This window comes from Pseudomonas sp. FP1154 (genome assembly GCF_030687245.1).
GTDB lineage: Bacteria > Pseudomonadota > Gammaproteobacteria > Pseudomonadales > Pseudomonadaceae > Aquipseudomonas > Aquipseudomonas rhizophila.
Map to the genome: position 1 here is coordinate 3355444 of NZ_CP117465.1, position 26438 is coordinate 3381881.

Below are 26438 nucleotides of genomic sequence, written 5' to 3' on the forward strand. Positions count from 1 at the left end.
GAACCCTGATGCTTTTTCGAATGCTGCCCTTGTTTCTGCTTGCCGCGATTGGCGTGGTGATCGCAGCTGAAATCGACTACCCGCTCGACGCGCCAGCTCCGGATGGGCGTCGCCCCGGCGGCACTCTGTCCCAGAACATGCCCACCCCGCCCATTACCGATGAAGAAAACAAAGACCTCAAACGCGAGCGTAATTACCCGGATCAGCCGCCGACCATTCCCCACACCATCCGCGGCTATCAGGTCGACGCGAACGGCAACAAGTGCCTGTCCTGTCACAGCCGTGCCAACAGCGCACGGACCCAGGCAACGATGATCAGCATCACCCACTACATGGACCGCGATGGCCAAGCGCTGGCGGCCGTCTCACCACGTCGGTACTTCTGCAACCAGTGCCATGTACCGCAGGCGGACGTGAAGCCTTTGGTGGGAAACAATTTCGAGACAATCGACAAACTGCTGCAAGACAACGCCAACGCCACGAAGAAACCTTGAGGAGGCAACATGAAAGCACTGTTCGCCTTGCTCAAGGACTACTGGGGCGTCCTGCGTCGTCCGAGCCTGTATTACAGCCTGGGTTTCCTGACGCTTGGGGGCTTTATCGCCGGTATCGTTTTCTGGGGCGGCTTCAACACTGCCCTGGAGGCGACCAATACCGAGACGTTCTGCGTGTCCTGCCATGAAATGCGTGACAACGTGTTTGTCGAGCTCAAGGACACGATCCACTACACCAACCGCTCCGGCGTACGCGCCAGTTGTCCGGACTGTCACGTGCCACACGAGTGGACCCATAAGATCGCGCGCAAGATGCAGGCCTCCAAGGAGGTCTGGGGCAAGATTTTCGGTACCATCGACACCCGCGACAAATTCCTCGCCCTGCGACGTGAACTGGCCGAGCACGAATGGGCCCGACTCAAGGCCAACGACTCGCGAGAATGCCGCAATTGTCACAACTTCGAATTCATGGACTTCACCCGGCAAAGCAAGCGCGCCTCGAGCATGCACTCGACCTCACTGGCCAATGGCGAGGCAACCTGCATCGATTGCCACAAGGGCATCGCTCACAAGTTGCCTGATATGAGCGGCGTCAAAGGCTGGTGAGGAGGTTCGGGCCGCCCATGCGCATCAACCTACCCAGCCGATGGCCGTTTTCGGGATGACCTCGGACTCATCGAGTTTGGAGGCAAACATGCTCACCGCTTCGAGTGCGTCACTGGTACCGGTTCTGATCTGCAGAATAACCGATCCGGCCTGATCGGCCAGGGTTACGCCACGCAGGGCGCCCTCCTGGGTCACCGTCATGCTGGCGACGGCGTCACGGGTTTCAGACAGAATCAGACCGATCATCTCGGCAATCTCGGCCGTCGAACGGCTGGTGCGCCCGGCCAGTTGCCGGACTTCATCGGCGACCACCGCAAACCCTCTCCCTTGATCGCCGGCCCGCGCCGCTTCGATGGCCGCGTTAAGGGCAAGCAGGTTGGTCTGGTCGGCGATGCCGCGAATGGTATTGACGATGGCCGTGATCTCTTCAGAACGCGCGCCCAACTGGCCGACCAATCGTGCAGAGGCCCCGATATTGTCAGCGATCTGGCGCATTTCCTTGGCCGTCTGCTGAATCACTTGCGAGCCCTGTTCAGCGACTTTCTCGGTCTCGGCAGAGATGTGGTAGGCACGGGAAGCGCCGCGCGAATCCTCTTCGAATTTCTCGACTCGTTCGCTGATGTCACTGGCGAACTTGATGATTTTGCTCAGCTTGCCTTCGGCATCGTAGACCGGGTTGTAACTGGCCTCCAACCAGACAACCTTGCCGTGCTTGCCCAGACGTTTGAATTGACCACTGAAAAATTCACCGCTATTGAGGCGACGCCAGAAATCGCTGTATTCGGAGCTGCTCACCAGCTCCTGCTCGCAGAACAGCCGGTGGTGCTTGCCTTTGAGTTCCGCCAGCGAGTAATTCATGACACTGAGGAAGTTGTCGTTAGCGGTCAGGATGTTGCCGTTCAGATCGAATTCGATCACCGCCATAGCGCGATCGAGTGCGGCCAGCTTGCCTTGGGTTTGCGCCTCGTTTGCTACCCGCGCGGTGACGTCGAGTGCATATTTGACCACTTTTACAACGCGGCCTTGTTCGTCCACTACCGGGTTATAGCTGGCCTCCAGCCAGACATTCCCACCCTTGCCATTGACTCGCTGAAAAGTGCCCGACACGAATTGACCGGACCGCAGGCGGTCCCAGAACTGACGATACTCGGCGCTGCTGACCAGCGCGGGCGTGCAGAAATCCCGATGAGACATACCGGCCAGTTGATCTGCCCGATGCCCCATCGTATGCAAGAAATTCTCATTGGCGCGCAGTACCTTGCCATCTGGGCTGAACTCCACAACGGCCATCGACCGCTCCAGAGCACCCACCAATCCTTTGTACGTTGCCAATTCGGCTGTCCTAGCCATCAATTCACTTTTCAGCGTTGAATTAAACATGACGTACCCTCGGCGCACCCACAAATCGATCGGACCTTATTGAGGGTATCGGCGAGTTTGCTGAAGGCTAAATACGGCGTGAAAGATTATGTTTTGACGCCAGATAAACGGCAGAAAAACCGTTTTGAACTGTCTCCATCGGATCGTGGAAATGGCCAGACCAGGCAAGCCGCATTGGCCTGGTCTGGCCCTTCGGTTGCCAGCGGACCGTCAGTCAGCCCTCCCCGACCGGCTGCAACACGCCGGCGGCCTCAGGCTTTTTTGCGAACAGCCTTTGTGGCAACAGGAAGTACGCCAGTGCAGGCAACAGGATCAGCGCGCCGAGCATGTTCACCAGGAACATGAAGGCCAGCAGGATGCCCATGTCGGCCTGGAACTTGATCGGCGAGAAAGCCCAGGTCGCCACGGCGATAGCCAGGGTGATGCCGGTCAGCAGAACCACCTTGCCGGTGAACAGTAGTGCGCGGTAGTAGGCCTCGGACAGCGAGGCGCCGGCGCGCATGTGGGTCAGGATCACGCTCAGCACGTAAAGCGCGTAATCGACGCCGATGCCCACCCCGAGGGCGATCACCGGCAAGGTCGCCACCTTCACGCCCATGCCCAGGCCCACCATCAGCGCCTCGCAGAGGATCGAGGTGAGCATCAGCGGCAGCACCGCGGCGAGCACCGCACGCCAGGAACGGAAGGTCACCCAGCAGAGCAGGATCACGGCCCCGTAGACCCAGAACAGCATCTCGCGCATGGCCTTCTTCACCACAATGTTGGTGGCTGCCTCAATGCCGGCGCTCCCCGCAGCGAGCATGAACTTCACGTCCGGCAGTTGCTGCTGGGCGATAAAGGCTTCGCTGGTCTGCACCACCCGCTCCAGAGTGTCAGCCTTGTGGTCGGCCAGGTAGACGTAAAGCGAGAGCAGCGAACAGCCCTGGTTGAACAGCTCACGCGGCGCACGGGTCTGTACCGCGCCGAGGGCCCCGTCATTGGGAATCAACTCGTACCATTTGAAGTTGCCCTCGTTATACCCGGCGGCGGCGATCTTGCTCAGGGCCGCCATGGAGTTGGTCGACTCGACGCCCGGCAATTGCTCCAGTTGCCAGGCCAAAGCATCCACCGCCGCCAGGGTCGGATAGCGGGTGCACTGGTCTTCCGGGGTTTTGACCATGACCACGAAAATGTCCGAACTGGCCGCGTAGTTCTGCGTCATGAAAGCCGCATCGCGGTTGTAGCGCGAGTCTGGACGCAGCTCCGGAGCGCCTGGGTCCAGATCGCCGATTTTCAGGTGCAGGCTGACGGCGAAACCGCCGACCGCCAGCGCCAGGCCCACCAGGCAAGCGCCGTAAGCCCAGGAGCGCCGGGTGAACAGGTCGAGGAAACTCCAGAGCGGATGCTTGACGTTTGCTTTCAACTCAGCGGTTTCGGCCCGCAAGCTGCGCTCGGCCGCCTTGGCGCCGACACCGATATAGCTGAGCAGAATCGGCAGCAGGATCAGGTTGGTGAAGATCAGCACCGCCACTCCGATGCTGGCGGTAATCGCCAGGTCCTGGATCACGCGGATCTTGATCACCATCAGCACCGCGAACCCCACCGCATCACAAAGCAACGCGGTCATGCCGGCGGCAAACAAGCGGCGGAAGGTATAACGCGCGGCGACCACCCGGTGCGTGCCACGACCGATGTCCTGCATGATGCCGTTCATCTTCTGCGCGCCGTGGCTCATGCCGATGGCGAACACCAGAAAAGGCACCAACGCCGAATAGGGATCCAGGTCGTAACCAAGGCTGGCGAGCAGCCCGACCTGCCAGAGCACCGCCACCAGGGAGCAGAGCACCACCAGCGCGGTGCTGCGGGCACAACGGGTGTACCAGTAGAGCACCACGACCGTCACGAGCACGGCAACCACGAAAAACAGCATGACCTGGACCAGTCCGGCAATCAGGTCGCCGATGATCTTGGTGAACCCAGTGATGTGGATCTGGATTCGATCGCTCTGGTATTTGTCGCGCAAAGCTTCCAGCTGCCGGGAAAATTCGCCGGCATCCAGCGCCTTGCCGGTCACAGGATTGATTTCCAGCAGCGGCACGAATATCACGCTGGACTGAAAGTTGCCCGCCACCAGTTGGCCGATCTCGCCGGAGCGGGCAACGTTGGTGCGCACCTGCTCCAGACTGGCGGCGGAACCGTCATAGGTGTCCGGGATCACCGTGCCGCCATCAAGGCCCTCCTCTGTCACGGCCGTCCAGCGCGTGGTCGGCGTCCAGAGCGACTTCATATAAGGCTTGTCGACACCCGGCAGCAAATAGATCTCGTCGTTGAGCCTGGCGAGAACGTCGAGGTAATCCTTGTCGAAGATGTTGCCGTCCTTGACCGCCACGGCAATGCGCACTGAGTTACCCAGGCCGCTCAATTCGCTGCGTCGCTCAAGGAAATTGGCGACGTAAGGGTGCGACGTCGGAATGGTTTTTTCGAAACTGGCATTGAGACCGATCTTGCTGGCCTGGTAACCCAGCACCAGGGTGGTCAGCAGGCAGAGCAGAATCACCCAGGGGCGATGATTGAAAATCGCCCGCTCGCCCATGTTTCCGGAACGCGGATCGAAATCCTCCAGACGGGCGATTACCACTTGCTGTTCGAGGGCGGGATTATGGTCGTTCACATCGGACTCCGAATACGGCCGCATAGGGCTCTGGCAAGTGTTTCAACGTTGCGCCGAGTAAAGGTCATGCTTGAGGCGGGTCACGCCACTGAGGCCGACACCAATCAAGCTGCCGTCCGGGGCGGCCACCAGCCCGGCGAGCGAGGTGCCGGTCGGTCCTTTCAAGTGCCGCAAGCTGCGGCCTCGATCGAGGCTGAGCAGCAGATCGCCGGCCTGGCTGGCCAGGATCAACGCGCCATCAGGCGAGCGAGTGCCGGCCGACAAGGCCACTTCCAGCCCCGTCTCGATCCGCCGCCAACTGACACCCTGGTCGCCCGACCAATAAGCATTGCCGCGCAGACCGAAGGCCAGCAACTCCCCGGCCGAACTGCCCTGCACACCGAAAAAACTGCCGTCATAGGGTGAATCGAGGGCCTCGAAGCGGCTCCCGTTGTCAGTTGAACGCAGCAGCAGACCGCGTTCGCCGACGATGAACAGCGCACTGCCCGCCGGGCGAATGCCGTACAGGTTGAGGCCCTCGGGGTTATCCACCTGCTGCATCCACGGCTGCCAACTGTCGCCACCGTCAGCGGTACGCAGAATCAGGCCATAGGCGCCGACCACATAGCCGTTGCGACGGTCGCTGAAATACAGGTCGAGAAACGGCTTGTCCGGGCCATCGGCGACCAGCCACTCGGCATCCTTGAGCCGCTTGGCGTCGTTGCCTTGTTGAGCCGAAACCAGCGCCAGGTGCGCCGCTGCGACACCATCGAGTTGCTTGACCCAGGTTTCGCCACCGTCGGTGCTGTGAAGAATCACGCCCAGATGACCGACAGCCCAGCCCCGTTCGGCATCCACGAACTGCACCGCCGTCAGGCTGACGCTGACCGGCACGCGGGCCTGGCGCCAACTCTGGCCCGAGTCATCAGAGAGCAGCACGATGCCGCGTTCGCCGACCGCCACCAGCCGATCGCCCGCCCGGGTTACCGCCAGCAGTACCGCACGGGGTGCCTTGGCACTTTGCAAGGCCGGCTGGTTGAGTAGTGCTATGCCCGGGCTGGCCGTCGCCCAGCCTGACACTGATAACGCAGCCAGCAGCAAGGCCACCGGTAGCGCCCGCATGAGTGAAAAATTACCGATCATGTCCGCTCCAACCGCCGCATAAGAATTATCCAACCGCTGATCGCACAAGGCGCCGATGCCTGGGCTCCGGCGCCTTGCACAATCGCTTAGCGCATACTGTCGCTGGCCATGGCGTCAGGGGTGAAGAACGCGGACGGCGGACGCGGATAGCTCTGGTACTGCACATCCAGGTCGTTGGCCGAGGAGTTCAGGAAGTAGGCGCCGGTCTCCAGGTTGTAGCTGCCCCACATCATCTGAGCGGTCAGCGCGGGCATTTCAGGCGCCAGCAACGTCAGCGAATAGTTATGCCGCCCCAACTTGCCTTGGGCGTCATAGCCGTCAAGCAGCAGCACTTGCCAGGAGTCCTCGTCCACGTAATAGGTGCGCTTGGGCACCACATGACGTTTGCCATCCTTGAGTGTCGCGCTCACGACCCACACCCGATGCTTCTCCCACCGCACCAGATCCGGGTTGAGGAAGCCTGGCTTGAGCAACTCGTCGCTGCTCGCTGCTGCCGCGCGGTTGTTGTTGTAGGGCACCAGCAACTCTTTCTTGCCAACCAACTTGAGGTCGTGGCGGTCGGTCGGACCGAAGATCATGAAAGCCTCGTCGAAGAAACCGACGCCCGAGGTGACGAAGTCCGGCGTATCGTAGGCAACGTTCGGCGCACGACGCACCCGGCGCTGGCCGACCAGGTACTGCCAGGCGGCACGTTTGCCGGGGTCCATGTCCCAGTGGGTCATCAGGCCCTCGCCGGCCTTGGAGGACGGTTGTTCCGTGGCCAGTTTGCCGATCAGAAACTTGCCCGCGAAGGTTTCCAGGCTGCCGTCTTTGAAGTAGTAGGGTTGCTGGTACCAGAAGCGCGCGCGGGTGGCCTGGATTTTCTTGCCGCCTGCGGTCATCAGCCAGGTATCAAAAGGCGAATAGAAGGTGTCTCCCCCCTGCCAGGACAGGCGGTAGTTCCACAGCACCTCGGCGCCGTTTTGCGGCAATGGAAATGGGATCCCGCCATAGGCGCCGCTGACCTTTTCGGTGGCCACCTCAAGGTTCGCGCGGGTAGCGTTTTTCAGGGTGTTGTCATACACCCACTGAGGCGCTGCGGCACTGCGCCGGGTGGGATAGACGTCCAGACGGTAAGCGGGATACTTCTGCAACAGGGCTTTGGTGCCTTCGGCCAATTGGTCGGCGTACTGCGCCATGTTGGACGCGCTGACCGAGTACAGCGGCTTGTCGGCGGCGAACGGATCAGCGCGTTTATCGCCATTCTTGTAGCCGGCCGGTGCTGTGGTGTAGCCACCTGTCCATTCCGGAATGCTGCCGTCTTTGTTGCCGGCGCGCTCGGCGCCAAGGGGGGTGAGGTCCGAGTTCAGGCGTGCGGCCTGCTCCGGGGAAACGGCCGCGTGCACCAGGCCGGCACTGAGCAAGGCAATGGCCAAGGCCGAAATACGCAAGGAAAGGTTACTGTGCATAACGAATGAAACCTCTTATTAGAATGTGGTTTTCACGTACATGGAGACAAAGTCACGGTCGGCCAGCGATTGCCCGTAGCTGAAGTTGCCGTCCTCGCGCAGCCCCGCCTCTTTCTTGCCGAAGAAGTTCACGTAGTTGATGCCGAAGTCCCAGCGTTGCAGGTAAGTGGCTTTGACACCGACACTCCAGTCGCCTGCGTGGGTATTGCCGAACCCGGCCTTGCTGACCGCTGAGGAGCGCCCATCGAGGACCACGCCAAAACCCATCGGTACGCTCAGGTCGAGACCATCGGCCACCTGGAAATAAGCCGGTTCGGCCAGCACGCGCAGCGCCGTGGCGTCCCGGGTGGTGTTGGCGTCCAATGCCGCGCGGTTGTCGGTGACGCTGAGGGTGCGGTTCCAGGCCAGTTCGGCGAGCACCGAACCCCCATCCCACAGCGGGCCGGGCGACAGCAGATAGATGGTCGAGAGGTTGACGTGGGCGGTCTTGCCCTTGGCGTAGAGCGCATCGCCGTTGTTGTCCGCCGCCATGGCAGGTGTCACCACCTGCAGGTTACTCACCAGCGGTGCGTCCCAGCGCACCGAGGTTTCGCCGGCGAAATTGAACGGGCCATAAGCCGTGGAGAAGCTGGCGCCGAGGGTTTTGATGTCTTCGGCGTAAACCTGGCGATAGGACCCCAGGATCGGCAGCCCGGTGGCCGCGGCCGCTGCACCGTCCAGATAGGCATAGAGCGCGCTCGGCGCCTTGTTGTGATACTTGGCAGCGTAGAAGCCCAGTTCCAGTTCGGTGCCTTCGGGCTTGTAGCGCAGTTGCATGCCGCCTTGGCCGGAGTTCCTGGCCTCGATATCGGAGGCATGCACGGTGGTGTTGCCAAACACCTGGGTCCAGTCGCCGGAACCTTCGCCGATACCATCGTTGTCACTCAGGTAGCTGCCCGCCCCCGGCAGGTTGGAACGCTCCCATTCGAACTGATAGTAGGCACCCACAGACAACTGCGGGTTGATCTGCAACTGCCCGGACACCTGATTGACCGGACGCAGGATTTCCTTGAACTGGGTGCCGGGTACGCTGAGCAGCTTGACGATATCGCTCGGCCCCTGGGCATTGGCAATGCCGTTGCCCCCGTAGAACAGGCTTTCGCCATAAATCAGGCTATGCCGGCCCAGCCGCACGGTGCCCTGGCTCGACTCGCCGACATCACCCCGCACAAACACGAAGGCATCAAGCAATTCGGCGTCGCGCCCGTGCAGTTCGCGGGTATCGTCGAGAAAGTGCCGTTGCTCGCTGCTGTCGGTGTTCTTGTTGTAGATATCGTCGTACCAGGCCGCGCCGCTGAGGCGCAGGCCATAGTTTTCCCGGCTCAGGTCCATCTCACTGAACAGGTCCAGGCGGTTGGAGACCAGGCCGCTGCTGAAATTCTTGTCGCCCTGACTCTGGATCGAGGGGTACAGGCCCCCCGCCGTCGGCGCGTTGACCAGATTGTCGTCGGCCCCTTGCAGACGCCACGCCTGGCTGTATTTGAGGGTGTTATCCCAGCGCAGGCGCCATTGACTGTCGCCCAAGTCTATTTGCGCAGCCTGGGGCTGGGAGGCCCAGCCGGCCAGGCAGACCGAGAGTGCCAGGGCTGAACGCTTGAAGCCTGGATAGCATCGAGAGTTGTGCATGGTGTTCCTCATTGTTCTTGTTGTTGGAAGCATGTTTTTTGAACTGGCCGTTCGCTCGTAGTCGGCCGGTGGTCACTCGCCCAGGGCTCCTCGTTCAGATGTAGGTGGACGCCAGGCCACCATCGACCGGCAGATTGACGCCATTGATCCAGCGCGATTCGTCGGCACACAGAAAGGCGATGGCAGCCGCCACTTCATCGGCGTAGGCCGGGCGCTTCATACGATGAGCGTCAGCCTCGACGCGCTCTTGACCGAGCATGCTGACGAAATCACCCAGGATGGGCGTGAACACCGGGCCCGGCGCCACGCAGTTCATGCGCACAGAGGTCTGCAGGAACCAGGGTTGGGACTGCTGGTAATTCCAGACGATCAAGGCCTCTTTGAAATACTGGTAGCAGCTCTGCCGAGGCACCGGATGCTCGGCCAGCCAGGCCTGGCCATGGGCAAAGCTTTGGGTATCGGCCAGGGCCTTGTGCAGGTCCAGGCGCTGCGGCCATTGCGCACCCAGAATCGAGGCGACGTTGACGATGCTGCCTCCGGCAACAATGCGCGGTAGCACTGCCCCACAGAGATGGCGCACCCCCAGGTAATTGACTTGGGCAACCGCTTGCGGATCGGCGGTACCGGGGACTCCTGCAATGTTGCACAGGCCGTCGAGCGCCTGCGGCAACTGCTGCACGGCCGCATCGATGACATCCGGGTGGCTGAGATCAGCCTGGATGAAATCGTCCAGGCTCAGGTTGGGCTCATTGCGATCCATGCCGATGACGATGGCCCCGTGGGCACGCAGGATCCTCGCGGTTTCGGCGCCGATGCCCGAGGAAACCCCGGTCACGACTATCCTCTTGTTGGTCAACTTCATACGGGCTTCCCGATTCTTGCTTGTACTGCCTGCTCGAAGGCGGCGACAGCCAAGCCATATTGTTATTGCCGAATTAGTTAATCTCGGTAACTAGTTGTAGCAAGCGATATGCCATCTCTGAGTAATCGCAAGGCAACCGCTCAAGCACGCGGCATCCAGCGCAAACAGAGGCATGTGGGTATCTGGAGGGGGGATTCAGGCGTGTGAAAAAAGTGATGATTTCAGCAATTTCATGCTGCACTATGCGGATTATGATTATCCCGTTTAAGGATTTGTGATGGCGAACAAGCTGATTTCCCTGGCCGAACTCTCTCGCGCAACGCCAAACAAACCCGTGCGGGGTGCCAGCGAGCAGTTGCCACCAGGGGCGCCGCCTACCCTGCAGGATCTGACGGAATGCCTGATGTTCAGCCCGGGCGACGGTCGCATCTGGTTGAACGGCGCGCGCATGCTGCTGATCCACAACAGCGGCATCGGCGCACTACGCCGAGAGCTGATTGAAAGCATGGGCCTGGCCCGCGCCCGAGGCATCATGTTGCGCACCGGTTACCATTGCGGCGCCCGGGACGCCGCCCTGATCAAGGAGCGCTTCCCCGAGGCCGACATCCTGGCGCTGTTCGCCGCCGGCCCGATCATTCATGCGATCGAAGGCGCGGTGAAGGTCGAGCCGGTGCATTTCGAATTCGACATGAACCTGGGCACCTATTACGGCGAATTCCTCTGGCATCACTCCAGTGAGGACGATGAGCACATCGCCCAATACGGCATCGGCACCGAACCGGCCTGCTGGATGCAGACCGGCTATGCCACCGGGTACACCTCGGCAATGGTCGGCCGGCTGATTCTCTACCGCGAGGTCGAATGCCGTTCCACCGGTTCCAGCATTTGCCGGCTGATAGGAAAACCCGCGGAGGAATGGGACGACGCCGAAGCGGACCTGGCCGACCTGAACGCCGAACCTTTCGTCAGCACCGGCGGGCGCAGCGTGACAGCCCATAGCCGCAGCGATAAAGGCGCCCTGCCGACGAGCTTGCTGGTTGATCCAACACCGGCACAAGACAGCGACATGGTGGGGATTTCCTCGGCCTTCAACGCCGCCTGCCACATGTTGCGACGGGTCGCGCCGACCCAGGCAACGGTGCTGTTCACTGGCGAGTCCGGCGTCGGCAAGGAAATGTTTGCGCGGATGCTGCACCGCATCAGCCCGCGCCACGATGAACCCTTCGTCGCCATCAACTGCGCTGCCATCCCGGAAAACCTGATGGAGTCGGAGCTGTTCGGCGTCGAGCGCGGTGCCTACACCGGTGCCACTCAATCGCGCGCCGGGCGCTTCGAGCGTGCCGATGGCGGCACCCTGTTCCTTGACGAGATCGCCACCCTCAGCCTGGTGGCCCAGGGCAAGCTGCTGCGCGCCTTGCAGGAGGGCGAAGTCGAGCGAGTCGGTGGCAGCCGCACGTTGAAAGTCGATGTACGGGTGGTCGCTGCGACCAACGTCGACCTTCGCGCCGCCGCGCAACGGGGCGAGTTCCGTGAAGACCTGTTCTTTCGCTTGAATGTATTTCCGATCCATCTGCCGCCGCTGCGCGAACGCAAGGAAGACATCCCGCTGCTGATGACCCACTTCCTGCATCGCTTCACCCAGCGCCATGGTCGGCAGATCAGCGGCTTCACGCCGCGCACGGCCGATACGCTGCTGGCCTATGACTTTCCGGGCAATATCCGCGAGCTACAGAACCTGGTGGAGCGCGGCGTGATCAGCGCCCCGGACGGCGGCGCCATCGACCTGGCGCACTTGTTTACCAGCGGTGAACGCCTGGCCCAGCCCATGTTCTCCATCGGCACCCGTGGCCAACTGGCTGCGAGCCCCAACGACCCGCCGCCGGCCCGCCATGCAACGAGCGCCGCAGCCAGTACCGGCAGTGGTGCGAGTCTGGAGCTGTTCGGCGGCAAGGACCCGAGCCGGCTGTCGTTGCAAGAGATCGAGGACACCATCATTGACCACTGCCTGGGCGAAGTGAAAGGCAACGTCTCTGAAGCGGCCCGCCGTCTGGGTCTGACCCGTGCTCAGTTGTCCTATCGCCTGTCGCGACGCTCGGCCAGCGAATAGGCGCGCCTTATGGCGTAGATGGTCGATGGATAAAGCAGCGGCCGAACAGGCCCAAGGTCACCTCGACCCGCTGCTCGATCTGCTCGTCGGACCAGGCCTGTTGGACCCCAAGGGTGAACAGCTTGAGCGGCTGGGAAATCAACAGCGAGTCGATCAGCTCCACCGCTGACTCGACATCTTCGTGTGCCAACAATCCCTTGCCGGCGGCCTTGCCCAGCCAGCCGCGCAACAAGCTCAGGCAGCGCGCGGCACCTTCCTGATACCAGATCCTGGCAAGGCCCGGCGCCGTTTCGCGTCCCTGGGCAGCCAACAGGTAGAGCCCCAGCGCCAACGGCGACAGGGTCAGGCGCGCCCATAACGTCAGGTACATGCGCAACTCGCTGAGCAGGTCCTCGGCGCAATCAATACCGCTTTCCAACAGCAGTTCAAGGGTGGACAAGTCCCTGGCCACCAGTTGCGAGAGCAACGCTTCCTTGCTCGGCACCAACAGGTACAGGGTCTTCTTGGAGATCCCGGCGGCGCGGGCGATAGCATCCATGGTGACGTTGGCAAAATTGCCGCTGCCAAGCGCCTGCGCCGCCGCATCCAACAGCGAGGTCATCTGCTCCTGACGGCTGCGCACCGGCGGACGACCGCGCCGGGTGGGCAGCCCGGTGGTTTCAGGCATTACGGTTTCAGGCATTACGGGTCCTGTTGAACGGCATGGTGCGCGTGTCCTGATGGTGGTTTCACAAAGGTGCCCAGCTTAGTGCAGCCTGCTCGAAAACGCCTCGCGCAGGGAGTCTTCGATGAGCTGCCACGCCTGCTGTGCCGAAGCATCCGGTCCCAGGTGAGTGAACATATGGTCGCACCCGGTGAACATTCTCTCGGTCACCGCCACACCGGCCTGACGCAGTTTCTGCGCGTAGGCCTGCCCCTCGGCGAGCAGGATATCGTACTCGGCAGTGATCACCGTCGCGGGGGGCATGCCCTGCAATTGCTCGACCGTCGCCAGTAACGGCGATGCCAGAGGGTCGCGGGCATGCGCCGGATCGCTCAGGTAACAGCGATTGAAGAAGCGCATCAGGCCCGGGCCGAGCAAGGGTTTGTCAGAGGTCGAGCGCTTGAGTTCGGGATCCGCGGCTAAGTCCACGGCCGCATAGTCGATGACCTGATGCACCACCCGCAGCCGTTGGTGCTCCCGCGCCAGATTGGCCACGCCGGTGGCCAGGTTACCGCCGGCGCTGTGCCCACCGACTGCGATGCGTTGTGGGTCGATGCCCAGGGTCGCGGCCTGTTCGGCCAGCCACTCAAGCACCGCGAAGCTCTGTCGCAAGCCGGCGGGAAAGGGAAACTCGGGGGCCAGGACATAATCCAGATTGACCACCAGGCAACCCAGGTTGTGGGGCCAACCGCCGGCAATAGCTGTCGTCATGCTCCGGCACCCCGGCCACAAAACCGCCGCCATGCAGGTTCAGGTACACGGGCAAAGGTTCGCTGGACGGCGCCTGGGGCCAATAGAACAAGGCCCGTGCCGGGCCCCACGCCGTGGGGATGAGCTTCTCCTCGAACAGGCGCAACGGATACTGCGCCGCGTCATAGGTGAACTTGGCTTTCATGCGCTTGGCAAAGGCACGCAGCAGCTTGGCCTTGAGAGTCGACAACACGTTCATGATCAAACTCCTGAAGACTCAGTGGGCAGTCAGCAATTGATCCAGCAGACCGTGGATCATTGCGCCGTAAGGCGCGCGCATTGCCAGGTTGGACTCACCAACCGGGCTCTGCACCACCACCGCCTTGGCATGGCTGAACGTACGGAAACCGTAGACACCGTGATACGCCCCCATCCCCGAGTGACCGACCCCGCCAAACGGCAGCGCCTCGAACACCACATGACTCATGACATCATTGATCACCACACCGCCCGAAGTCGTGCGCTCCAGCACCTGCTGGCGCTCACCGGCGTCCTCGCCGAAGTAATAAGCGGCAAGGGGCCGAGGTTGACCGTTGACGTAGTCGATCGCCGTGGCGAAATCGCGATAGGTCTTGATCGGCAACAGCGGGCCGAAGATTTCCTCGCGCAGCACCTGCATCTGCTCAGTGGCATTCAGCACCAGCGTCGGAGCGATCTTGCGGGTCTGGCGATCGCCCAGGTCTTCCTGCGCCGGGTTGATCTCGATCAGCCGCGCCCCTTTGGCGCTAGCATCGACCAGATAACCCTGCAGGCGGTCAAAATTGCGTGGGTTGATGATGGAGGTGTAGTCCGGGTTGCTGTGCAAGGAGGGGTACATGGCACCGACGAAGCGCACCGCCTCGGCGACGAAGTCTTCCAGGCATTCTTCCGGCAGCAGCACGTAGTCCGGGGCCAGGCAGATTTGCCCGGCGTTGAAGGTCTTCACGGTCATGACCCGCTGCACCACCGTCGCCAGATCGGCGCTACGGGACACCAGCACGGGCGACTTGCCGCCCAGTTCCAGGGTCACCGGCACCAGATTGTCCGAGGCTGCACGCATGATGTGCCGAGCCACCGCCGTACCACCGGTAAAGATCAGGTGATCGAACGGCTGGGCACTGAACAGCGCGCCGACTTCGGCATCGCCCAGCACCGTGGTGAGTTCATTCTCGTCAAAATATCGGGCGATCAATTCGCCCATCAATGCCGAGGTGCGCGGGGTCAGTTCAGAGGGTTTGAGCATGGCCCGGTTACCGGCGGCGAAGATACTCGCCAGCGGCCCGAACGCCAGTACGATGGGAAAATTCCAGGGGCTGATCACGCCCACCACGCCCAACGGCTGGTACTCGACCCGCGCCTCGCTGCCGGGGAAGGGAGCCGGATGCGATTGCGCTTGCATCCACTCGGCCAGATGCTCACGGCAATGCTTGAGGCTTGCCACCGAACCGCCGATATCGGAAAGCAGCGTCTGCTCGCGGCTACGATTGCCGAAGTCCGCCGACACCGCCGCGACGATGGCGTCCCGATTATCCAGCAGTAGCGCAATGGCCCGATCGAGGCGGTCGCAGCGCAGCTCCAGGCTGGCCGGTCCGTCAACCAAGTGGGCCTGTTTCATCCGTGCGAGGGTGGCAGTGAGTTGTTCGGCGCCGACTGGCGTAGCGTGGTGATCGGGACTGTGCATGGCGTGGGTTCCTGCTGGTTATATTGTTATTAGACAGCACTAAATACCATTTCGAGCAGACATCTGGTGTCGACTCGCTGGGTGAGTATGCCAAAAAACAACAGAAAGGAAACCACTAGGTTTCTTAATTTACAAACATCCCGACGCGAGGCTAAGAGCCCATAAACAGCCGGCAATACCGATAATATCCGGTTCGGACCACCAAAGGCGGAACCCCGGCGCGGATGTTTTTCATGGGCGGTGCAACACGGATCACGAGCAAAAAACCAAAACAACTGATTATTTTGATTAATCAATTATGTGTTGATCGACAACCCTGATTTGCGTCAGCCCTACCCGCTCGGCCTGCTCCAGGATCTGCGCAGGCGTCGCATCCGCGGTGGGCATGATCAGGCCGTTCTCTGCATCTCCAAAATGCAGCTGGAGCAGGTGCATCGCGGCTTCATGGACGGGCGGTTGAAGCTGCTTGAGCTCGAACGCGTGAGTGCGAGGCGCGTCGTTGAACAGGTAATTCACCGTGTAGTTGCGCATTGGACAGACTCCCGAAATGGATGAAGTGCATTTGACTAGCCTGACTTATTGGTCCAGTTTTTAGTTCAATGCAATGCGTGGCCTGCCTGCAGGCCTCGGCTGCCGTTCAATTCAAATGGGCGCCCCAGTGTCAGTGATTCCCTTAGTGGTATGTGACGACTCCAACATGGCCCGTAAGCAGGTGCTACGGGCGCTGCCGGCGGACTGGCCGGTCTCGGTCACCGAGGCCAGCAATGGTCGCCAGGCCATGGACGCCATACGCCAGGGGCTGGGCCAGGTGGTGCTGCTGGACCTGACCATGCCGGAGATGGATGGTTACCAGGTGTTGAGCGCCTTGCGCACCGAAGGCTTGAAGACGCAAGTCATCGTGATCTCCGGTGACGTACAGGAACAGGCGGTACGCCGCGTGCTTGAGCTGGGCGCATTGGCATTCCTGAAAAAACCTTTCGACGAAAACGAACTGCGCCAGACGCTCAGCCAGTTGGGCCTTCTGACGAAACCCGGCCAGACGCCGCCGCAAAATCGTCCGGCAACGAACACGGCCATCAGTTTTCACGATGCGTTTCGCGAGACGGTCAACGTTGCCATCGGCCAGGCCGCCGCCCTGATCGCCAAGGTGCTGGGTGTGTTTGTGCAGTTACCGGTACCGAACGTGAACATCCTTGAGGTGGGTGAGCTGCACATGGCGCTGAACGATGCCGGTAGCTCTGAACAACTCACCGCCATCTGCCAGGGCTTTATTGGCAGCGGTATTGCCGGCGAAGCCCTGCTGATATTTCACGAGTCGGAAATTGCTGACATAGCGCAACTGATGCAACGCCAAAGCAGCGACTATTCGGACCTGGAAATGCTGCTGGACCTCTCCAGTGTTCTGATCGGCGCTTGCCTGAGCAGCATTGCCGAACAGATCGACGTGGTGTTTTCTCAGGGGCATCCGCAGATTCTCGGCCAGCACGCGGCCATCGAGGAGCTGATTCAAGTCAACCGCAAGCACTGGAAAAAGACCCTGGCGGTGGAAATCAGCTACAGCCTGGAAGGGCACGATATTCGTTTCGATCTATTGTTACTGTTCACGGAAGACTCGATCGAGCGGCTGACCCAAAAACTCACCTACCTGATGACCTGAGCCATGCCTGATTCCATTGATCTGAACGAGTTTCACTGGTTGCTGGCCATTGTTCAGAGCATCGATGTCGGTGTGGTGGTGCTGGACCGCGACTACCGCGTGCAGGTCTGGAACACGTTCATGGAGAACCGCTCCGGGGTGCAGCCAAAGGACGCCCACGACCAGCATTTTTTCAGCCTGTTCCCGGAAATCGATCGCCAGTGGTTCAGCCGCAAGGTAGAAAGCGTCGCTGCCCTGGGCACCCCAGCGTTCACTGTCTGGGAGCAGCGTCCCTATCTGGTGCGGTTCAAGAGCTACCAGCCGATCACCGGCCAGGAAGAGTTCATGTACCAGAACACCACGCTGTTACCGCTGCGCTCGCCCGACAACACGATCAGTCACATCTGCCTGGTGATCTATGACGTCACCGACGTCGCCACCAACCGGCATCAACTACAGGCCGCCAATGCGCAATTGCAGCAGCTCTCCAGTACCGATCGACTGACCGGGCTGTACAACCGCGGTCATTGGGAGGCGAACCTGAAAGCTGCCTATGCGCGGCATCAGCGCTATGGCAATGCCTTGAGCCTGGTGATGCTCGATATCGACCACTTCAAACGGGTCAACGACACCTATGGCCACCAGGCCGGGGACAAGGTCATCGAGCAGGTCGCCAGGCTTCTGCACGAACACGTACGCGACTCCGACGTGGCCGGGCGTTATGGCGGCGAGGAGTTTGGCGTGGTGCTGTCGGACACCGACCAGACCGGTGCCCGGATGTTCGCCGAGCGCCTGCGCAAGGCCGTCGAAGAACTGCAGGTGCTGTACAACGACCAGAGCATCCGTTTCACCATCAGCCTTGGAGTGGCAGACCTGAGCCAGCCCTCGACCGGCCACGCCGAACTGATCGCCCGGGCCGACCAGACGTTGTATACGTCCAAAAAAACCGGGCGCAATCGGGTGACGGTGCATGAGTAGATGATGACCGCCAGTCACGTGCCCGCGCTAATGCTCTGAACTTCCATCCAGCCTCCCGCCTCTGCCCTATATCACCACGCGACCCAGAGGCAGGAAGTCATGAGAGCACTCACTTACCACGGTGCACACAGTGTGAAAGTCGACACGGTCCCCGACCCGGTCCTGGAGGACAGTGACGACATCATTCTGCGTGTCACGGCAACGGCGATTTGTGGTTCCGATCTGCACCTTTATCGCGGAAAAATTCCCGCTGTCGAACATGGCGACATCTTCGGCCATGAGTTCATGGGAATCGTTGAAGAAGCCGGTTCAGCGGTGACCGCCGTTCAACCCGGCGATCGAGTGGTTGTGCCTTTCGTTATCGCCTGCGGCAGCTGTTTCTTCTGTCAGATGGATTTGTTCGCCGCTTGCGAAACGACCAACACGGGTCGTGGCGCGATTCTGAACAAGAAGGCAATCCCGCCCGGGGCAGCTCTGTTCGGTTTCAGTCATTTGTACGGCGGTATCCCTGGCGGACAAGCTGAGTATGTAAGGGTACCAAAGGCCAACACCGGGCCTTTCAAAGTGCCGGGAACCCTCTCGGACGAGAAGGTGCTGTTCCTCTCGGACATCTTGCCAACCGCCTTTCAAGCGGTGACCAACGCCGGGATCGGCAACGGCTCGAGTATTGCCATCTATGGCGCCGGGCCGGTCGGTTTACTGAGCGCCGCCTGCGCGCGGATGTTGGGCGCCGACCAGATCTTCATGGTCGATCATCACCCCTACCGTCTGGCCTATGCACAGAAAACCTATGGCGTTATTCCCATCAATTTTGATGAAGACGACGACCCGGCGGACACGATCATTCGCCAGACCAAGGGCATGCGGGGCGTGGACGGTGTGGTGGATGCCGTGGGTTTTGAAGCCAAAGGCAGCACCACCGAAACAGTGCTGGCTACGCTTAAACTCGAAGGCAGCAGCGGCAAGGCGTTACGCCAATGCATTGCGGCGGTCAGGCGCGGTGGGGTCGTAAGCGTACCGGGCGTGTATGCCGGTTTCATCCACGGCTTCCTGTTCGGCGACGCATTCGACAAAGGCCTGACCTTCAAAATGGGCCAGACCCACGTGCAGCGATACCTTCCCGAGCTGCTTGGCCATATCGAGACCGGTCGCCTTAGCCCTGAAGTCATCATCAGCCATCGCTTGTCCCTGGAACAGGCCGCCGAGGGCTACAAGCTATTCGACAAAAAACAGGAAGATTGCCGCAAGGTCATCCTGACACCCGGCGAGCCCGATATTGCCTTGCCGGTAGATGACGACCAGGCCGTTCTGCTGAGTACGTAGGGGACTTATCCGGCGTCTGGGGCGAGAGGGTGTATTCATCGCATGCCCTCACGCCCTGCCTGGACGCCCTACCCCTCTCAGCTCAGCGCCAAGGCGCAAACCAGCCCAGGCCATCCTCGGTCAGGCCGCGGGGGTTGTACTCGCAGCCGATCCAGCCATCGTAGCCGGCCTCGTCGAGCAGTTTGAACAGGTATGGGTAGTTCACTTCTCCCAGGTCCGGTTCGTGCCGATCCGGCACGCCGGCAATCTGGATATGCCCGACACCGGCCTGGAAGCGCTGGAAACCGGCAATCAGATCGCCTTCCATGATTTGTGCATGGAACAGGTCCAGTTGCACACGCAGATTCGGCTCGCCCAGTTCGGCCAGGATCGCATGGCCCTCGGCCTGGCGATTGATGAAGTAACCCGGAATCGAGCGGCTGTTGATCGGCTCGATCAACAGTGTCAGTTTGTGCTCGGCCAAACGTCGTGCGGCGTAACGCAGGTTTTCCAGATAGACCTCGCGCATGCGCGGGCGCTGGCTCTCGTCACTCACCAGTCCGGCCATTGCGTGCAGTATGGGGCAGCCCAGGGCGTGGGCGTATTCGATGGCCCGGTCGACACTTTCACGAAATTCCGCCTCGCGCCCCGGCAACGCCGCGATGCCGCGCTCGCCTGCGGCAAAATCCCCCGGTGGCAGGTTGAACAGCACTTGGCTAAGCCCGTGCTCGGCCAAACGTCCGGCCAGTTCGGCCGGTGCGAACTCATAAGGGAACAGGTATTCCACGCCCTTGAAGCCGGCCTTGGCGGCTCGGCCGAAGCGATCCAGGAAAGGTGCGTCGTTGAACATCATGCTGAGGTTGGCAGCGAAACGTGGCATTGCAGTCACCATTGGGCGCCGAAGGTCTGGCGCAGTTCTTCGATTTGTTCGTCGTCCAACGCCCGTACCGGCTGCTGGCGCAGCAACAGGTAGAGCTTGGCGGTTTCTTCGAGTTCTTCGATGGCATAGGTGGCCGCCTCCAGGCTCTTGCCCGAAACGACCGGCCCGTGATTGGCCAGCAACACCGAACTGTGCTGTCCGACCAGCCCGCGAATCGCCTCACCCAGCCGCGGATCACCGGGCCGGTGGTACGGAATCAGCGGCAAGCGCCCCACACGCATGACGAAATAGGGTGTCAGCGGTGGCAGGCACGACGTCGCGTCCAGGCAATCCAGGCACGAGACCGCCGCCGAGTGCGTGCAATGCAAGTGCACGATGGCACCGGAATCTTCACGGCCTTCATAGACGGCACGGTGCAGGAACGCTTCCTTGGAGGCGGGTTTGCCGGCCAGGTGGTTACCTTGCCAGTCGAGCTTGGCGATGTCGGCCGGGTCCAGGCGACCGAGACAGGCGTTGGTCGGTGTCAGCAGCCAGCCATCGTCCAGACGCACGCTGATATTCCCGGAGGAGCCGGGGCTGAGCCCACGAAGGTAGAGGGAACGGCCGATCTCGACGATCTCTTCGCGCAATTGGCTTTCTGTCATGCCAGCATCTCCCAGGCCTTGATCATGAAATCGGCGCTACCGAAGTTACCGGACTTGAGCGCCAGCGTCAGCGGCCGACCGGATTGGCCGAGCGTCTGGGTCCAGGGCACGCCGGGGTCGATGCTCGGCCCGATGCGCAAACCTTCGATACCCAGCGCGCCGACCACTGCGCCGGAGGTTTCGCCACCGGCCACCAGCAATTGGCCCACGCCCTGCTGTTCGACCAGCGCACGGGCAATCGCCGCCAGGGCCGATTCAATGCGTTCACCGACCTGCTGCGCACCGAACTGTTGTTGCACCCGGCGTACCTCGTCGGCCGGACTGCTGGCATAGATCAGCACCGGACCCTGGTGGCCGGCAGCCCAGGCCAAGGCCTCGGCCACCAGTGCATCACCGCGGGCCATCAGCTCGGCGGCCTCAAGACGAAAGGCAGGATAGACCGCTGCCGCCTGCTCGATCTGGCCGAGGGTCGCTCGCGAACAGCTACCGCTGAGAATCGCCTGGCGCCCCCACCCTGCCCCCAGCCGGCTGGCTTCGCCGTTGGCCTGCAACAGCCCTCTGGCCTGCCAATCCTGGGCCATGCCCAGCGCCAGCCCCGAGCCGGCCGTGACCAACGGCAGATCGGCACAGGCGGCGCCGAGCACCTGCAAATCTTCATTATCGATAGCGTCGCTGATAGCGATGCCCACGCCCTCGGCGCGCAACGCGGCGATCCGCTGACGGGTCGCCTCGACGCCGGCGCGCAGGGTCCGGTAGTCGATCAGGCCGACCGGGTGGCGTGTCTGCGGCTGCAACACACGCAGCAGGTTGGCGTCGCGCATGGGCGTGAGTGGATGGTCCTGCATCCCGCTTTCGTTGAGCAGCACGTCATTGGCGAACAGGTAACCGTTGAACACGCTGCGGCGGTTTTCCGGAAAGGCCGGACAGGCCACGGTGAAGTCGCTGCCCAGGGCTTGGAGCAGTGCATCGCTGACCGGGCCGATGTTGCCCTCAGCGGTGGAGTCGAACGTCGAGCAATACTTGAAGTAGAACTGTCGGCAGCCCTGCTGGCGCAACCACTCCAGCGCCTGCAGCGACTGTGCGACGGCTTCATCGGGCGCCAGGTTGCGCGACTTGAGCGCCACCACCAGGGCGTCGGCGTCGCCCACCGCCAAGGGCCCGTGTGGGACACCAATGGTCTGCACAGTACGGGCGCCGCCGCGCACGAGCATGCTGGCAAGGTCGGTCGCTCCGGTGAAGTCATCGGCGATGCATCCGATCAGGGGCATGGTCAAATCTCCTCGTTGGCGGCGGCAGGCAGGTTGATACCGGGGAATATCTTCACCACGGCGATATCATCCTCGCGCCCCAGCCCGGAAGCCGACGCTTGCTTGAACATCTGGTGGGCGCTGGCGGTCAGCGGCAGCGGGAAGACCGCCTCCTGGGCGCTGTCGAGCACCAGGCCCAGATCCTTGACGAAAATATCCACCGCCGAGCGCGGTCGATAATCACCCGCCAGCAAATGCGGCACGCGGTTTTCGAACATCCAGGAATTACCGGCGCTGTGACTGATCACCTCGTAGAGCGCCTCGGGATCGCAGCCCTGACGAATGCCATAGGCCATGGCTTCGGCCGCCGCGGCAATGTGGACCCCGGCGAGCAACTGGTTGACCAGCTTGATCTGCGAACCTTGCCCGGCCTCTTCACCCAGCCGGTAGACCTTGGCGGCGACGGCGGCAAGTGCCGTTTGCGCCCGTTCGAAGGCGGCCTCCGGCCCCGAGGCCATGATGGTCAACTCGCCCGCTTCGGCGCGCACCGCCCCGCCTGAAATGGGCGCATCGAGCATCAGCACTTGATGCTCGGCCAAGCGCCCACTGATGCGCCGCGCAGCCGCCGCCGAGATGGTTGCACAGGCAATGACCACGGAACCCGGACGCAACCGCGCGGCAATACCCTGCTCGCCGAACAGCAATTGCTCGGTTTGCGCGGCATTGACCACCACGATGAACAGCAGGTCGCTGAGCGCGGCGCTGTCACTCAGGGCACTGACCGGCTGGCCACCTTCGGCGATGAAGGCCTGGCGCACGTCCTCGCGGATGTCGTAGCCCCATACGGGCAGACCAGCGCGCAAAAGCGCGCGCGCCATGCCCAGGCCCATGGAGCCCAGGCCGACCACACCAATACTGGATATTGCTGTCACGGGTGAATCCTCTTGTGGTTGTTATCCGGACGCGTCGGCCTCGCTTCGCGCTTCGCGCAAGCGGACTTCGGCGTTGCGCAGATGCGAGGAGGCCGCGGTACGTGCCGCCTCACTGTCACCTGCGGCGATAGCGGCGAACAGCGCGTGGTGCTCCTGATCGACCTGACACATGTACTGGGCGTTACGCGCCTCGTTGCGACGGGTCACTCTGATCGCCTGTTGCAGCAGCTGATGCAGAAAATCGATGGTTTCGAGAAAGTGCTGGTTACCGGTGGCGGCCACCACCGAACGGTGGAAGGCGAGGTCTTCGCGCACGCCGTCTTCACCCCGCTCGACCGCTTCGTCAAGCTCGGCCAAGGCGTTTTGCATCGCCCGCAATTGCGCATTGGTGCGCCGCGCTGCAGCCAGTTCGGCGGCCTTGATCTCCAGCGCGCTGCGCAATTCGAGGATCTCCACCACCGCCTCGAAGTTGCCCTGGGGTGGAGACAGGCGCAGCGCGACACTGGGATTGGGCACGACGAAGGTGCCGCTGCCCTGGCGCGAAGTGAGCATGCCTTCGCGCTTGAGCATCGAAATCGCTTCGCGCACCACCGTGCGGCTGACACCGTACTGCTCGCACAATGCCTGCTCGGTGGGCAGGCGGTTCCCGGCGGCCAACTGGCCGTCATGGACCGCTGCACTCAGGCGTTTGGCCAGCCGTTCGGCCAGCTTGGGGGTAACGTCGTTCAGACTGTCCACTCAAATTCTCCCGGCAATCGTCGCGCTGCCTTGCCACCCGCTGTGGGCAAGAAGAAAACACGCAACGGTTGCGTCCACGTTAAATTCATCATACAACATGACAACTGCTTGTCACCTGGTTCGTCAAATAACAAGAATACGGGGCGTTCGGCACCCTGCCCCGAATATTCTCCTTAAGCGGAGTGCAATACATGAAGATCCTGGTAACTGGCGGCGCTGGCTTTCTCGGCGCCCGCCTGATCGAAGCGCTGCTGGCGCCCACTGCGAGTGACTTGCTGCCCCCCGGTGCCAGCCTCGTCTCGGTCGACTTGGCGCCCTGCCCCATCAATGACCCTCGGGTGGTGTCGCACACAGGCGACATCTGCGACCCGGCCTTTATCAAATCGCTGATCGGCCCAGAGACCTGCCTGGTCTATCACTTGGCCGCGATTGTCAGTGGCCAGGCCGAAGCCGACTTCGACCTTGGCATGCGGGTCAATTTCGATGCGACCCGCGCCCTGCTCGAAGCCTGCCGCCAACAGGCCCAGGCGCCGCGTTTCGTGTTCGCCAGTTCACTGGCGGTATTTGGTGGGCCGATGCCCGAGCAGGTACCCGAAGAACTCGCACCGCTGCCGCAATCGTCTTATGGCGCGCAGAAGGCCATGGCCGAACTGCTGATCAATGACTACTCGCGCAAGGGCTTCATCGATGGCCGGGTGTGTCGCCTGCCAACCATTTCCGTTCGCCCCGGCAAACCCAACGCAGCGGCCTCGTCATTTGCCAGCGGCATCCTGCGCGAACCCCTGGCCGGCGAGATGAGCAACTGTCCGGTACCACTGGATACCCGCATGTGGCTGTCTTCGCCGCAGACCGTGGTCGACAATCTGGTCCATGCCGCGCGCCTGGACGGCCAGGCGCTTGGCCTGCGGCGGACCCTCAACCTGCCCGGCATCAGCGTGCGAGTCAGCGAAATGCTCGACAGTCTCGCCCGTGTCGGTGGCGAGGCGGCGCGCGCGCGGGTCAGCTTTGAGCCGGACGAGCGGATCCAGCGCATCGTCTGCAGCTGGCCCGGCAACTTCGACATCCAGAGGCCGCTGCAATTGGGCTTTCGCGGTGATGCCGACTTCGACAGCGTGGTAAGGGCGCACCAGCTCAGCATGAATCACTGACCCAGGCGGCGCCGTGCGGTGCCGTCGTTCCATCCAATAACAACAAGAGTGATTACCCAATGGACGCAACTTCTATCGCCGGCCCACAGCTGATGGTGAGCCTGGTCCTGGCCATCGTCATACTCATCGTGCTGGTTCTCAAGACTCGCATCCACGCCCTGCTGGCGCTGATCATCGCCGCCTCGATCGCCGGCCTGGGTGGCGGCATGGCGCCCGACGCGCTGGTCAAATCCATCACCACCGGCTTCGGTGCCACGCTGTCGACCATCGGCCTGGTCATCGGTTTCGGTGTGATGATGGGCCGCCTGCTGGAAGTCTCCGGCGCCGCCGAGCGGATGGCCTATACCTTCGTGCGCTGGCTGGGCAACAAACGCGAAGAGTGGGCGATGATGGTGACCGGCTACATCGTCTCGGTGCCGATCTTCTGCGACTCGGCGTTCGTCATCCTCAACCCGTTGGTCCGGGCACTGGCGCGCAACAGCGGCAAATCGATGCTGACCCTGGGTATTGCCCTGGCCAGCGGCCTGATGCTGACCCACCATGCGGTTCCACCGACGCCAGGGCCACTGGGGATTGCCGGGATTTTCAATATCGACGTGGGGTTGATGATTTTCTGGGGCGTGGTATTCACCATTCCCGGCACCTTCGTGCTGGTGGCCTACGCCCGCTTCATGGGCCCACGCATCGAGGCGATGATCGCCCAAAGCGGCCAGACACCGGTCGAACCCGCCACCGCCTATCGTGAAGTGCTCGAACGCGCCGATGCCCGCGAGGCCGAACTGCCGCCGCTGTGGCTGTCGATGCTGCCGATCGTGCTGCCCATCCTGCTGATCTTCGCCAACACCCTGGTCGTCGCCCTCAGCAAACTCAACGGTGACAGCACCCTGACCCAGAGCCTGTTCGGTCAGACCATCGCTTTCGTCGGCAACCCGGTCATCGCAGTCGGCCTCGGGGTGGTGGCGGCACTGTATGGCCTGGTGCCGCGGCGCCCGCGTGAGGAAGTCATCGCGCACATGGAAAAAGGCGTGGAAAGCGCCGGCATCATCCTGCTGGTCACCGGTGCCGGTGGTGCATTGGGTGCCGTGTTGCGCGACAGCGGTGCGGGTCAGTACATGGGCGAATGGGTCGCCACCTTGCCGCTGCCGGCGGTGTTGATCCCCTTCGTGATCGCGTCCCTGGTGCGCCTGATCCAGGGCAGCGGCACCGTGGCAATGATCACCGGCGCCTCGATTTCGGCGCCGATCCTGGCCTCGATTCCCGACGTTAACATGGTCTTCGCCGCCCAGGCGGCGGCCATTGGCTCGATGGTCTTTGGCTACTTCAACGACAGCTATTTCTGGGTAGTCAACCGCATGCTCGGGGTCACCAACGCCAAGCATCAGATGCTGACCTGGTCGATTCCGACCACGATCGGCTGGTTCACCTCCCTGCTCACCCTGTTGCTCTTCAACGCCATTCTCGGATAACAGTGCCGGGCACCTGGGCA

Annotated in this window: 24 protein-coding genes and 1 pseudogene; 8 read left to right on the forward strand and 17 right to left on the reverse strand. The window is 61.9% G+C overall.

Annotated features, from left to right (window positions below; translation table 11 throughout):
• Positions 1-8 precede the first annotated feature (8 nt).
• Together PSH91_RS15145 and PSH91_RS15150 are read left to right on the forward strand one after the other, a co-directional pair.
• Positions 9-494 (forward strand): nitrate reductase cytochrome c-type subunit, encoded by a 486-nt coding sequence (locus PSH91_RS15145; RefSeq protein ID WP_305466049.1) that lies wholly within the window; start codon positions 9-11, stop codon positions 492-494.
• 9 nt (positions 495-503) lie between these two features.
• Positions 504-1100 carry a cytochrome c3 family protein gene (locus PSH91_RS15150; RefSeq protein ID WP_013692861.1) on the forward strand — a complete coding sequence of 199 codons (597 nt, stop codon included), beginning with the start codon at positions 504-506 and terminating at the stop codon, positions 1098-1100.
• 24 nt (positions 1101-1124) lie between these two features.
• Here PSH91_RS15150 and PSH91_RS26765 read toward each other — a convergent pair whose 3' ends face one another.
• The 7 genes and pseudogenes from PSH91_RS26765 to PSH91_RS15180 all read right to left on the reverse strand — a co-directional run bounded on the left by PSH91_RS26765 (position 1125) and on the right by PSH91_RS15180 (position 10227).
• The gene (locus PSH91_RS26765) at positions 1125-1619 is read right to left on the reverse strand and encodes a methyl-accepting chemotaxis protein (RefSeq protein ID WP_370695198.1); all 495 of its coding nucleotides are present in this window, start codon (positions 1617-1619) and stop codon (positions 1125-1127) included.
• Between the two features lie 141 nt (positions 1620-1760).
• Positions 1761-2480 (reverse strand): annotated as a pseudogene (locus PSH91_RS26770) (PAS domain-containing protein); the annotation flags it as partial.
• 214 nt (positions 2481-2694) lie between these two features.
• Positions 2695-5052, reverse strand: coding sequence for an RND family transporter (locus PSH91_RS15160; protein WP_240539610.1), 2358 nt, complete (start codon positions 5050-5052; stop codon positions 2695-2697).
• A gap of 120 nt (positions 5053-5172) precedes the next feature.
• Positions 5173-6252, reverse strand: coding sequence for a YCF48-related protein (locus PSH91_RS15165; protein ID WP_076384274.1), 1080 nt, complete (start codon positions 6250-6252; stop codon positions 5173-5175).
• A gap of 86 nt (positions 6253-6338) precedes the next feature.
• A complete protein-coding gene (locus tag PSH91_RS15170) occupies positions 6339-7700 on the reverse strand; it encodes a DUF1329 domain-containing protein (RefSeq protein WP_107322802.1) in 1362 nt (453 codons plus the stop codon).
• Positions 7701-7718: 18 nt separating this feature from the next.
• Positions 7719-9365 (reverse strand): DUF1302 domain-containing protein, encoded by a 1647-nt coding sequence (locus PSH91_RS15175; protein WP_305466052.1) that lies wholly within the window; start codon positions 9363-9365, stop codon positions 7719-7721.
• 94 nt (positions 9366-9459) lie between these two features.
• The gene (locus PSH91_RS15180; RefSeq protein WP_107322803.1) at positions 9460-10227 is read right to left on the reverse strand and encodes a coniferyl-alcohol dehydrogenase; all 768 of its coding nucleotides are present in this window, start codon (positions 10225-10227) and stop codon (positions 9460-9462) included.
• A gap of 277 nt (positions 10228-10504) precedes the next feature.
• Here PSH91_RS15180 and PSH91_RS15185 point away from each other — a divergent pair, with 277 nt between their 5' ends.
• Complete coding sequence (locus PSH91_RS15185) at positions 10505-12334, forward strand: sigma-54-dependent Fis family transcriptional regulator (RefSeq protein WP_047225625.1); 1830 nt, start codon at positions 10505-10507, stop codon at positions 12332-12334.
• A gap of 7 nt (positions 12335-12341) precedes the next feature.
• Here the strand turns inward: PSH91_RS15185 and PSH91_RS15190 are convergent, their stop codons facing one another.
• The 5 genes from PSH91_RS15190 to PSH91_RS15210 form a co-directional block, all read right to left on the reverse strand.
• Positions 12342-13016 (reverse strand): TetR/AcrR family transcriptional regulator, encoded by a 675-nt coding sequence (locus tag PSH91_RS15190; RefSeq protein ID WP_305466053.1) that lies wholly within the window; start codon positions 13014-13016, stop codon positions 12342-12344.
• 63 nt (positions 13017-13079) lie between these two features.
• Complete coding sequence (locus PSH91_RS15195; RefSeq protein WP_305468546.1) at positions 13080-13700, reverse strand: alpha/beta hydrolase; 621 nt, start codon at positions 13698-13700, stop codon at positions 13080-13082.
• Positions 13624-13986, reverse strand: coding sequence for a hypothetical protein (locus PSH91_RS15200; RefSeq protein WP_305466055.1), 363 nt, complete (start codon positions 13984-13986; stop codon positions 13624-13626). The genes PSH91_RS15195 and PSH91_RS15200 overlap by 77 nt, the downstream gene beginning before the upstream one ends.
• Positions 13987-14004: 18 nt before the next feature.
• Positions 14005-15447: a coniferyl aldehyde dehydrogenase gene (locus tag PSH91_RS15205; RefSeq protein WP_305466057.1), complete on the reverse strand. Its 1443-nt coding sequence runs from the start codon at positions 15445-15447 to the stop codon at positions 14005-14007.
• 288 nt (positions 15448-15735) lie between these two features.
• Entirely contained in the window at positions 15736-15978 is a 243-nt protein-coding gene (locus PSH91_RS15210) for a hypothetical protein (protein ID WP_305466058.1), read from the reverse strand.
• 166 nt (positions 15979-16144) lie between these two features.
• On the opposite strand from PSH91_RS15210, the gene PSH91_RS15215 reads away from it, so the two are divergent.
• The 3 genes from PSH91_RS15215 (at position 16145) to PSH91_RS15225 (ending at position 19384) form a co-directional block, all read left to right on the forward strand.
• Positions 16145-17104 (forward strand): response regulator, encoded by a 960-nt coding sequence (locus tag PSH91_RS15215; RefSeq protein WP_240539562.1) that lies wholly within the window; start codon positions 16145-16147, stop codon positions 17102-17104.
• A 3-nt stretch (positions 17105-17107) separates the two neighbouring features.
• Positions 17108-18061, forward strand: coding sequence for a sensor domain-containing diguanylate cyclase (locus tag PSH91_RS15220; RefSeq protein ID WP_305466060.1), 954 nt, complete (start codon positions 17108-17110; stop codon positions 18059-18061).
• A gap of 99 nt (positions 18062-18160) precedes the next feature.
• Positions 18161-19384, forward strand: a complete 1224-nt coding sequence (locus PSH91_RS15225; RefSeq protein ID WP_274090161.1) for a zinc-dependent alcohol dehydrogenase — start codon at positions 18161-18163, stop codon at positions 19382-19384.
• Between the two features lie 82 nt (positions 19385-19466).
• Here the strand turns inward: PSH91_RS15225 and otnI are convergent, their stop codons facing one another.
• From otnI to PSH91_RS15250, 5 genes are all read right to left on the reverse strand, one after another.
• Positions 19467-20243 carry a 2-oxo-tetronate isomerase gene (gene otnI, locus PSH91_RS15230; RefSeq protein ID WP_305466062.1) on the reverse strand — a complete coding sequence of 259 codons (777 nt, stop codon included), beginning with the start codon at positions 20241-20243 and terminating at the stop codon, positions 19467-19469.
• Between the two features lie 5 nt (positions 20244-20248).
• Positions 20249-20887, reverse strand: a complete 639-nt coding sequence (gene otnC, locus PSH91_RS15235) for a 3-oxo-tetronate 4-phosphate decarboxylase (RefSeq protein ID WP_047225618.1) — start codon at positions 20885-20887, stop codon at positions 20249-20251.
• Positions 20884-22155, reverse strand: coding sequence for a 3-oxo-tetronate kinase (gene otnK, locus PSH91_RS15240; RefSeq protein WP_076384247.1), 1272 nt, complete (start codon positions 22153-22155; stop codon positions 20884-20886). The genes otnC and otnK overlap by 4 nt, the downstream gene beginning before the upstream one ends.
• A gap of 2 nt (positions 22156-22157) precedes the next feature.
• On the reverse strand, positions 22158-23024 hold the full coding sequence (gene ltnD / locus PSH91_RS15245; RefSeq protein WP_047225864.1) for an L-threonate dehydrogenase: 867 nt from the start codon (positions 23022-23024) through the stop codon (positions 22158-22160).
• A gap of 63 nt (positions 23025-23087) precedes the next feature.
• Complete coding sequence (locus tag PSH91_RS15250; protein WP_274090162.1) at positions 23088-23804, reverse strand: FadR/GntR family transcriptional regulator; 717 nt, start codon at positions 23802-23804, stop codon at positions 23088-23090.
• Between the two features lie 191 nt (positions 23805-23995).
• Between PSH91_RS15250 and denD the strand changes: the two genes are divergently transcribed.
• Both denD and PSH91_RS15260 read left to right on the forward strand, forming a co-directional pair.
• The gene (denD, locus tag PSH91_RS15255) at positions 23996-24952 is read left to right on the forward strand and encodes a D-erythronate dehydrogenase (RefSeq protein ID WP_305466063.1); all 957 of its coding nucleotides are present in this window, start codon (positions 23996-23998) and stop codon (positions 24950-24952) included.
• A 59-nt stretch (positions 24953-25011) separates the two neighbouring features.
• Positions 25012-26418, forward strand: a complete 1407-nt coding sequence (locus tag PSH91_RS15260) for a GntP family permease (protein WP_047225615.1) — start codon at positions 25012-25014, stop codon at positions 26416-26418.
• Positions 26419-26438: the final 20 nt, after the last annotated feature.

Excerpts from the sequence above, each read along its gene's own strand:
- PSH91_RS15145 (WP_305466049.1), top strand. The coding sequence starts at position 9 with ATGCTTTTTCGAATGCTGCCCTTGTTTCTGCTTGCCGCGATTGGCGTG.
- PSH91_RS15150 (WP_013692861.1), top strand. The coding sequence starts at position 504 with ATGAAAGCACTGTTCGCCTTGCTCAAGGACTACTGGGGCGTCCTGCGT.
- PSH91_RS15160 (WP_240539610.1), bottom strand. The coding sequence starts at position 5,052 with ATGGGCGAGCGGGCGATTTTCAATCATCGCCCCTGGGTGATTCTGCTC.
- PSH91_RS15165 (WP_076384274.1), bottom strand. The coding sequence starts at position 6,252 with ATGATCGGTAATTTTTCACTCATGCGGGCGCTACCGGTGGCCTTGCTG.
- PSH91_RS15170 (WP_107322802.1), bottom strand. The coding sequence starts at position 7,700 with ATGCACAGTAACCTTTCCTTGCGTATTTCGGCCTTGGCCATTGCCTTG.
- PSH91_RS15175 (WP_305466052.1), bottom strand. The coding sequence starts at position 9,365 with ATGCACAACTCTCGATGCTATCCAGGCTTCAAGCGTTCAGCCCTGGCA.
- PSH91_RS15180 (WP_107322803.1), bottom strand. The coding sequence starts at position 10,227 with ATGAAGTTGACCAACAAGAGGATAGTCGTGACCGGGGTTTCCTCGGGC.
- PSH91_RS15185 (WP_047225625.1), top strand. The coding sequence starts at position 10,505 with ATGGCGAACAAGCTGATTTCCCTGGCCGAACTCTCTCGCGCAACGCCA.
- PSH91_RS15190 (WP_305466053.1), bottom strand. The coding sequence starts at position 13,016 with ATGCCTGAAACCGTAATGCCTGAAACCACCGGGCTGCCCACCCGGCGC.
- PSH91_RS15200 (WP_305466055.1), bottom strand. The coding sequence starts at position 13,986 with ATGAACGTGTTGTCGACTCTCAAGGCCAAGCTGCTGCGTGCCTTTGCC.
- PSH91_RS15205 (WP_305466057.1), bottom strand. The coding sequence starts at position 15,447 with ATGCACAGTCCCGATCACCACGCTACGCCAGTCGGCGCCGAACAACTC.
- PSH91_RS15210 (WP_305466058.1), bottom strand. The coding sequence starts at position 15,978 with ATGCGCAACTACACGGTGAATTACCTGTTCAACGACGCGCCTCGCACT.
- PSH91_RS15215 (WP_240539562.1), top strand. The coding sequence starts at position 16,145 with ATGGCCCGTAAGCAGGTGCTACGGGCGCTGCCGGCGGACTGGCCGGTC.
- PSH91_RS15220 (WP_305466060.1), top strand. The coding sequence starts at position 17,108 with ATGCCTGATTCCATTGATCTGAACGAGTTTCACTGGTTGCTGGCCATT.
- PSH91_RS15225 (WP_274090161.1), top strand. The coding sequence starts at position 18,161 with ATGAGAGCACTCACTTACCACGGTGCACACAGTGTGAAAGTCGACACG.
- otnI (WP_305466062.1), bottom strand. The coding sequence starts at position 20,243 with ATGCCACGTTTCGCTGCCAACCTCAGCATGATGTTCAACGACGCACCT.
- otnC (WP_047225618.1), bottom strand. The coding sequence starts at position 20,887 with ATGACAGAAAGCCAATTGCGCGAAGAGATCGTCGAGATCGGCCGTTCC.
- otnK (WP_076384247.1), bottom strand. The coding sequence starts at position 22,155 with ATGCCCCTGATCGGATGCATCGCCGATGACTTCACCGGAGCGACCGAC.
- ltnD (WP_047225864.1), bottom strand. The coding sequence starts at position 23,024 with ATGGGCCTGGGCATGGCGCGCGCGCTTTTGCGCGCTGGTCTGCCCGTA.
- denD (WP_305466063.1), top strand. The coding sequence starts at position 23,996 with ATGAAGATCCTGGTAACTGGCGGCGCTGGCTTTCTCGGCGCCCGCCTG.
- PSH91_RS15260 (WP_047225615.1), top strand. The coding sequence starts at position 25,012 with ATGGACGCAACTTCTATCGCCGGCCCACAGCTGATGGTGAGCCTGGTC.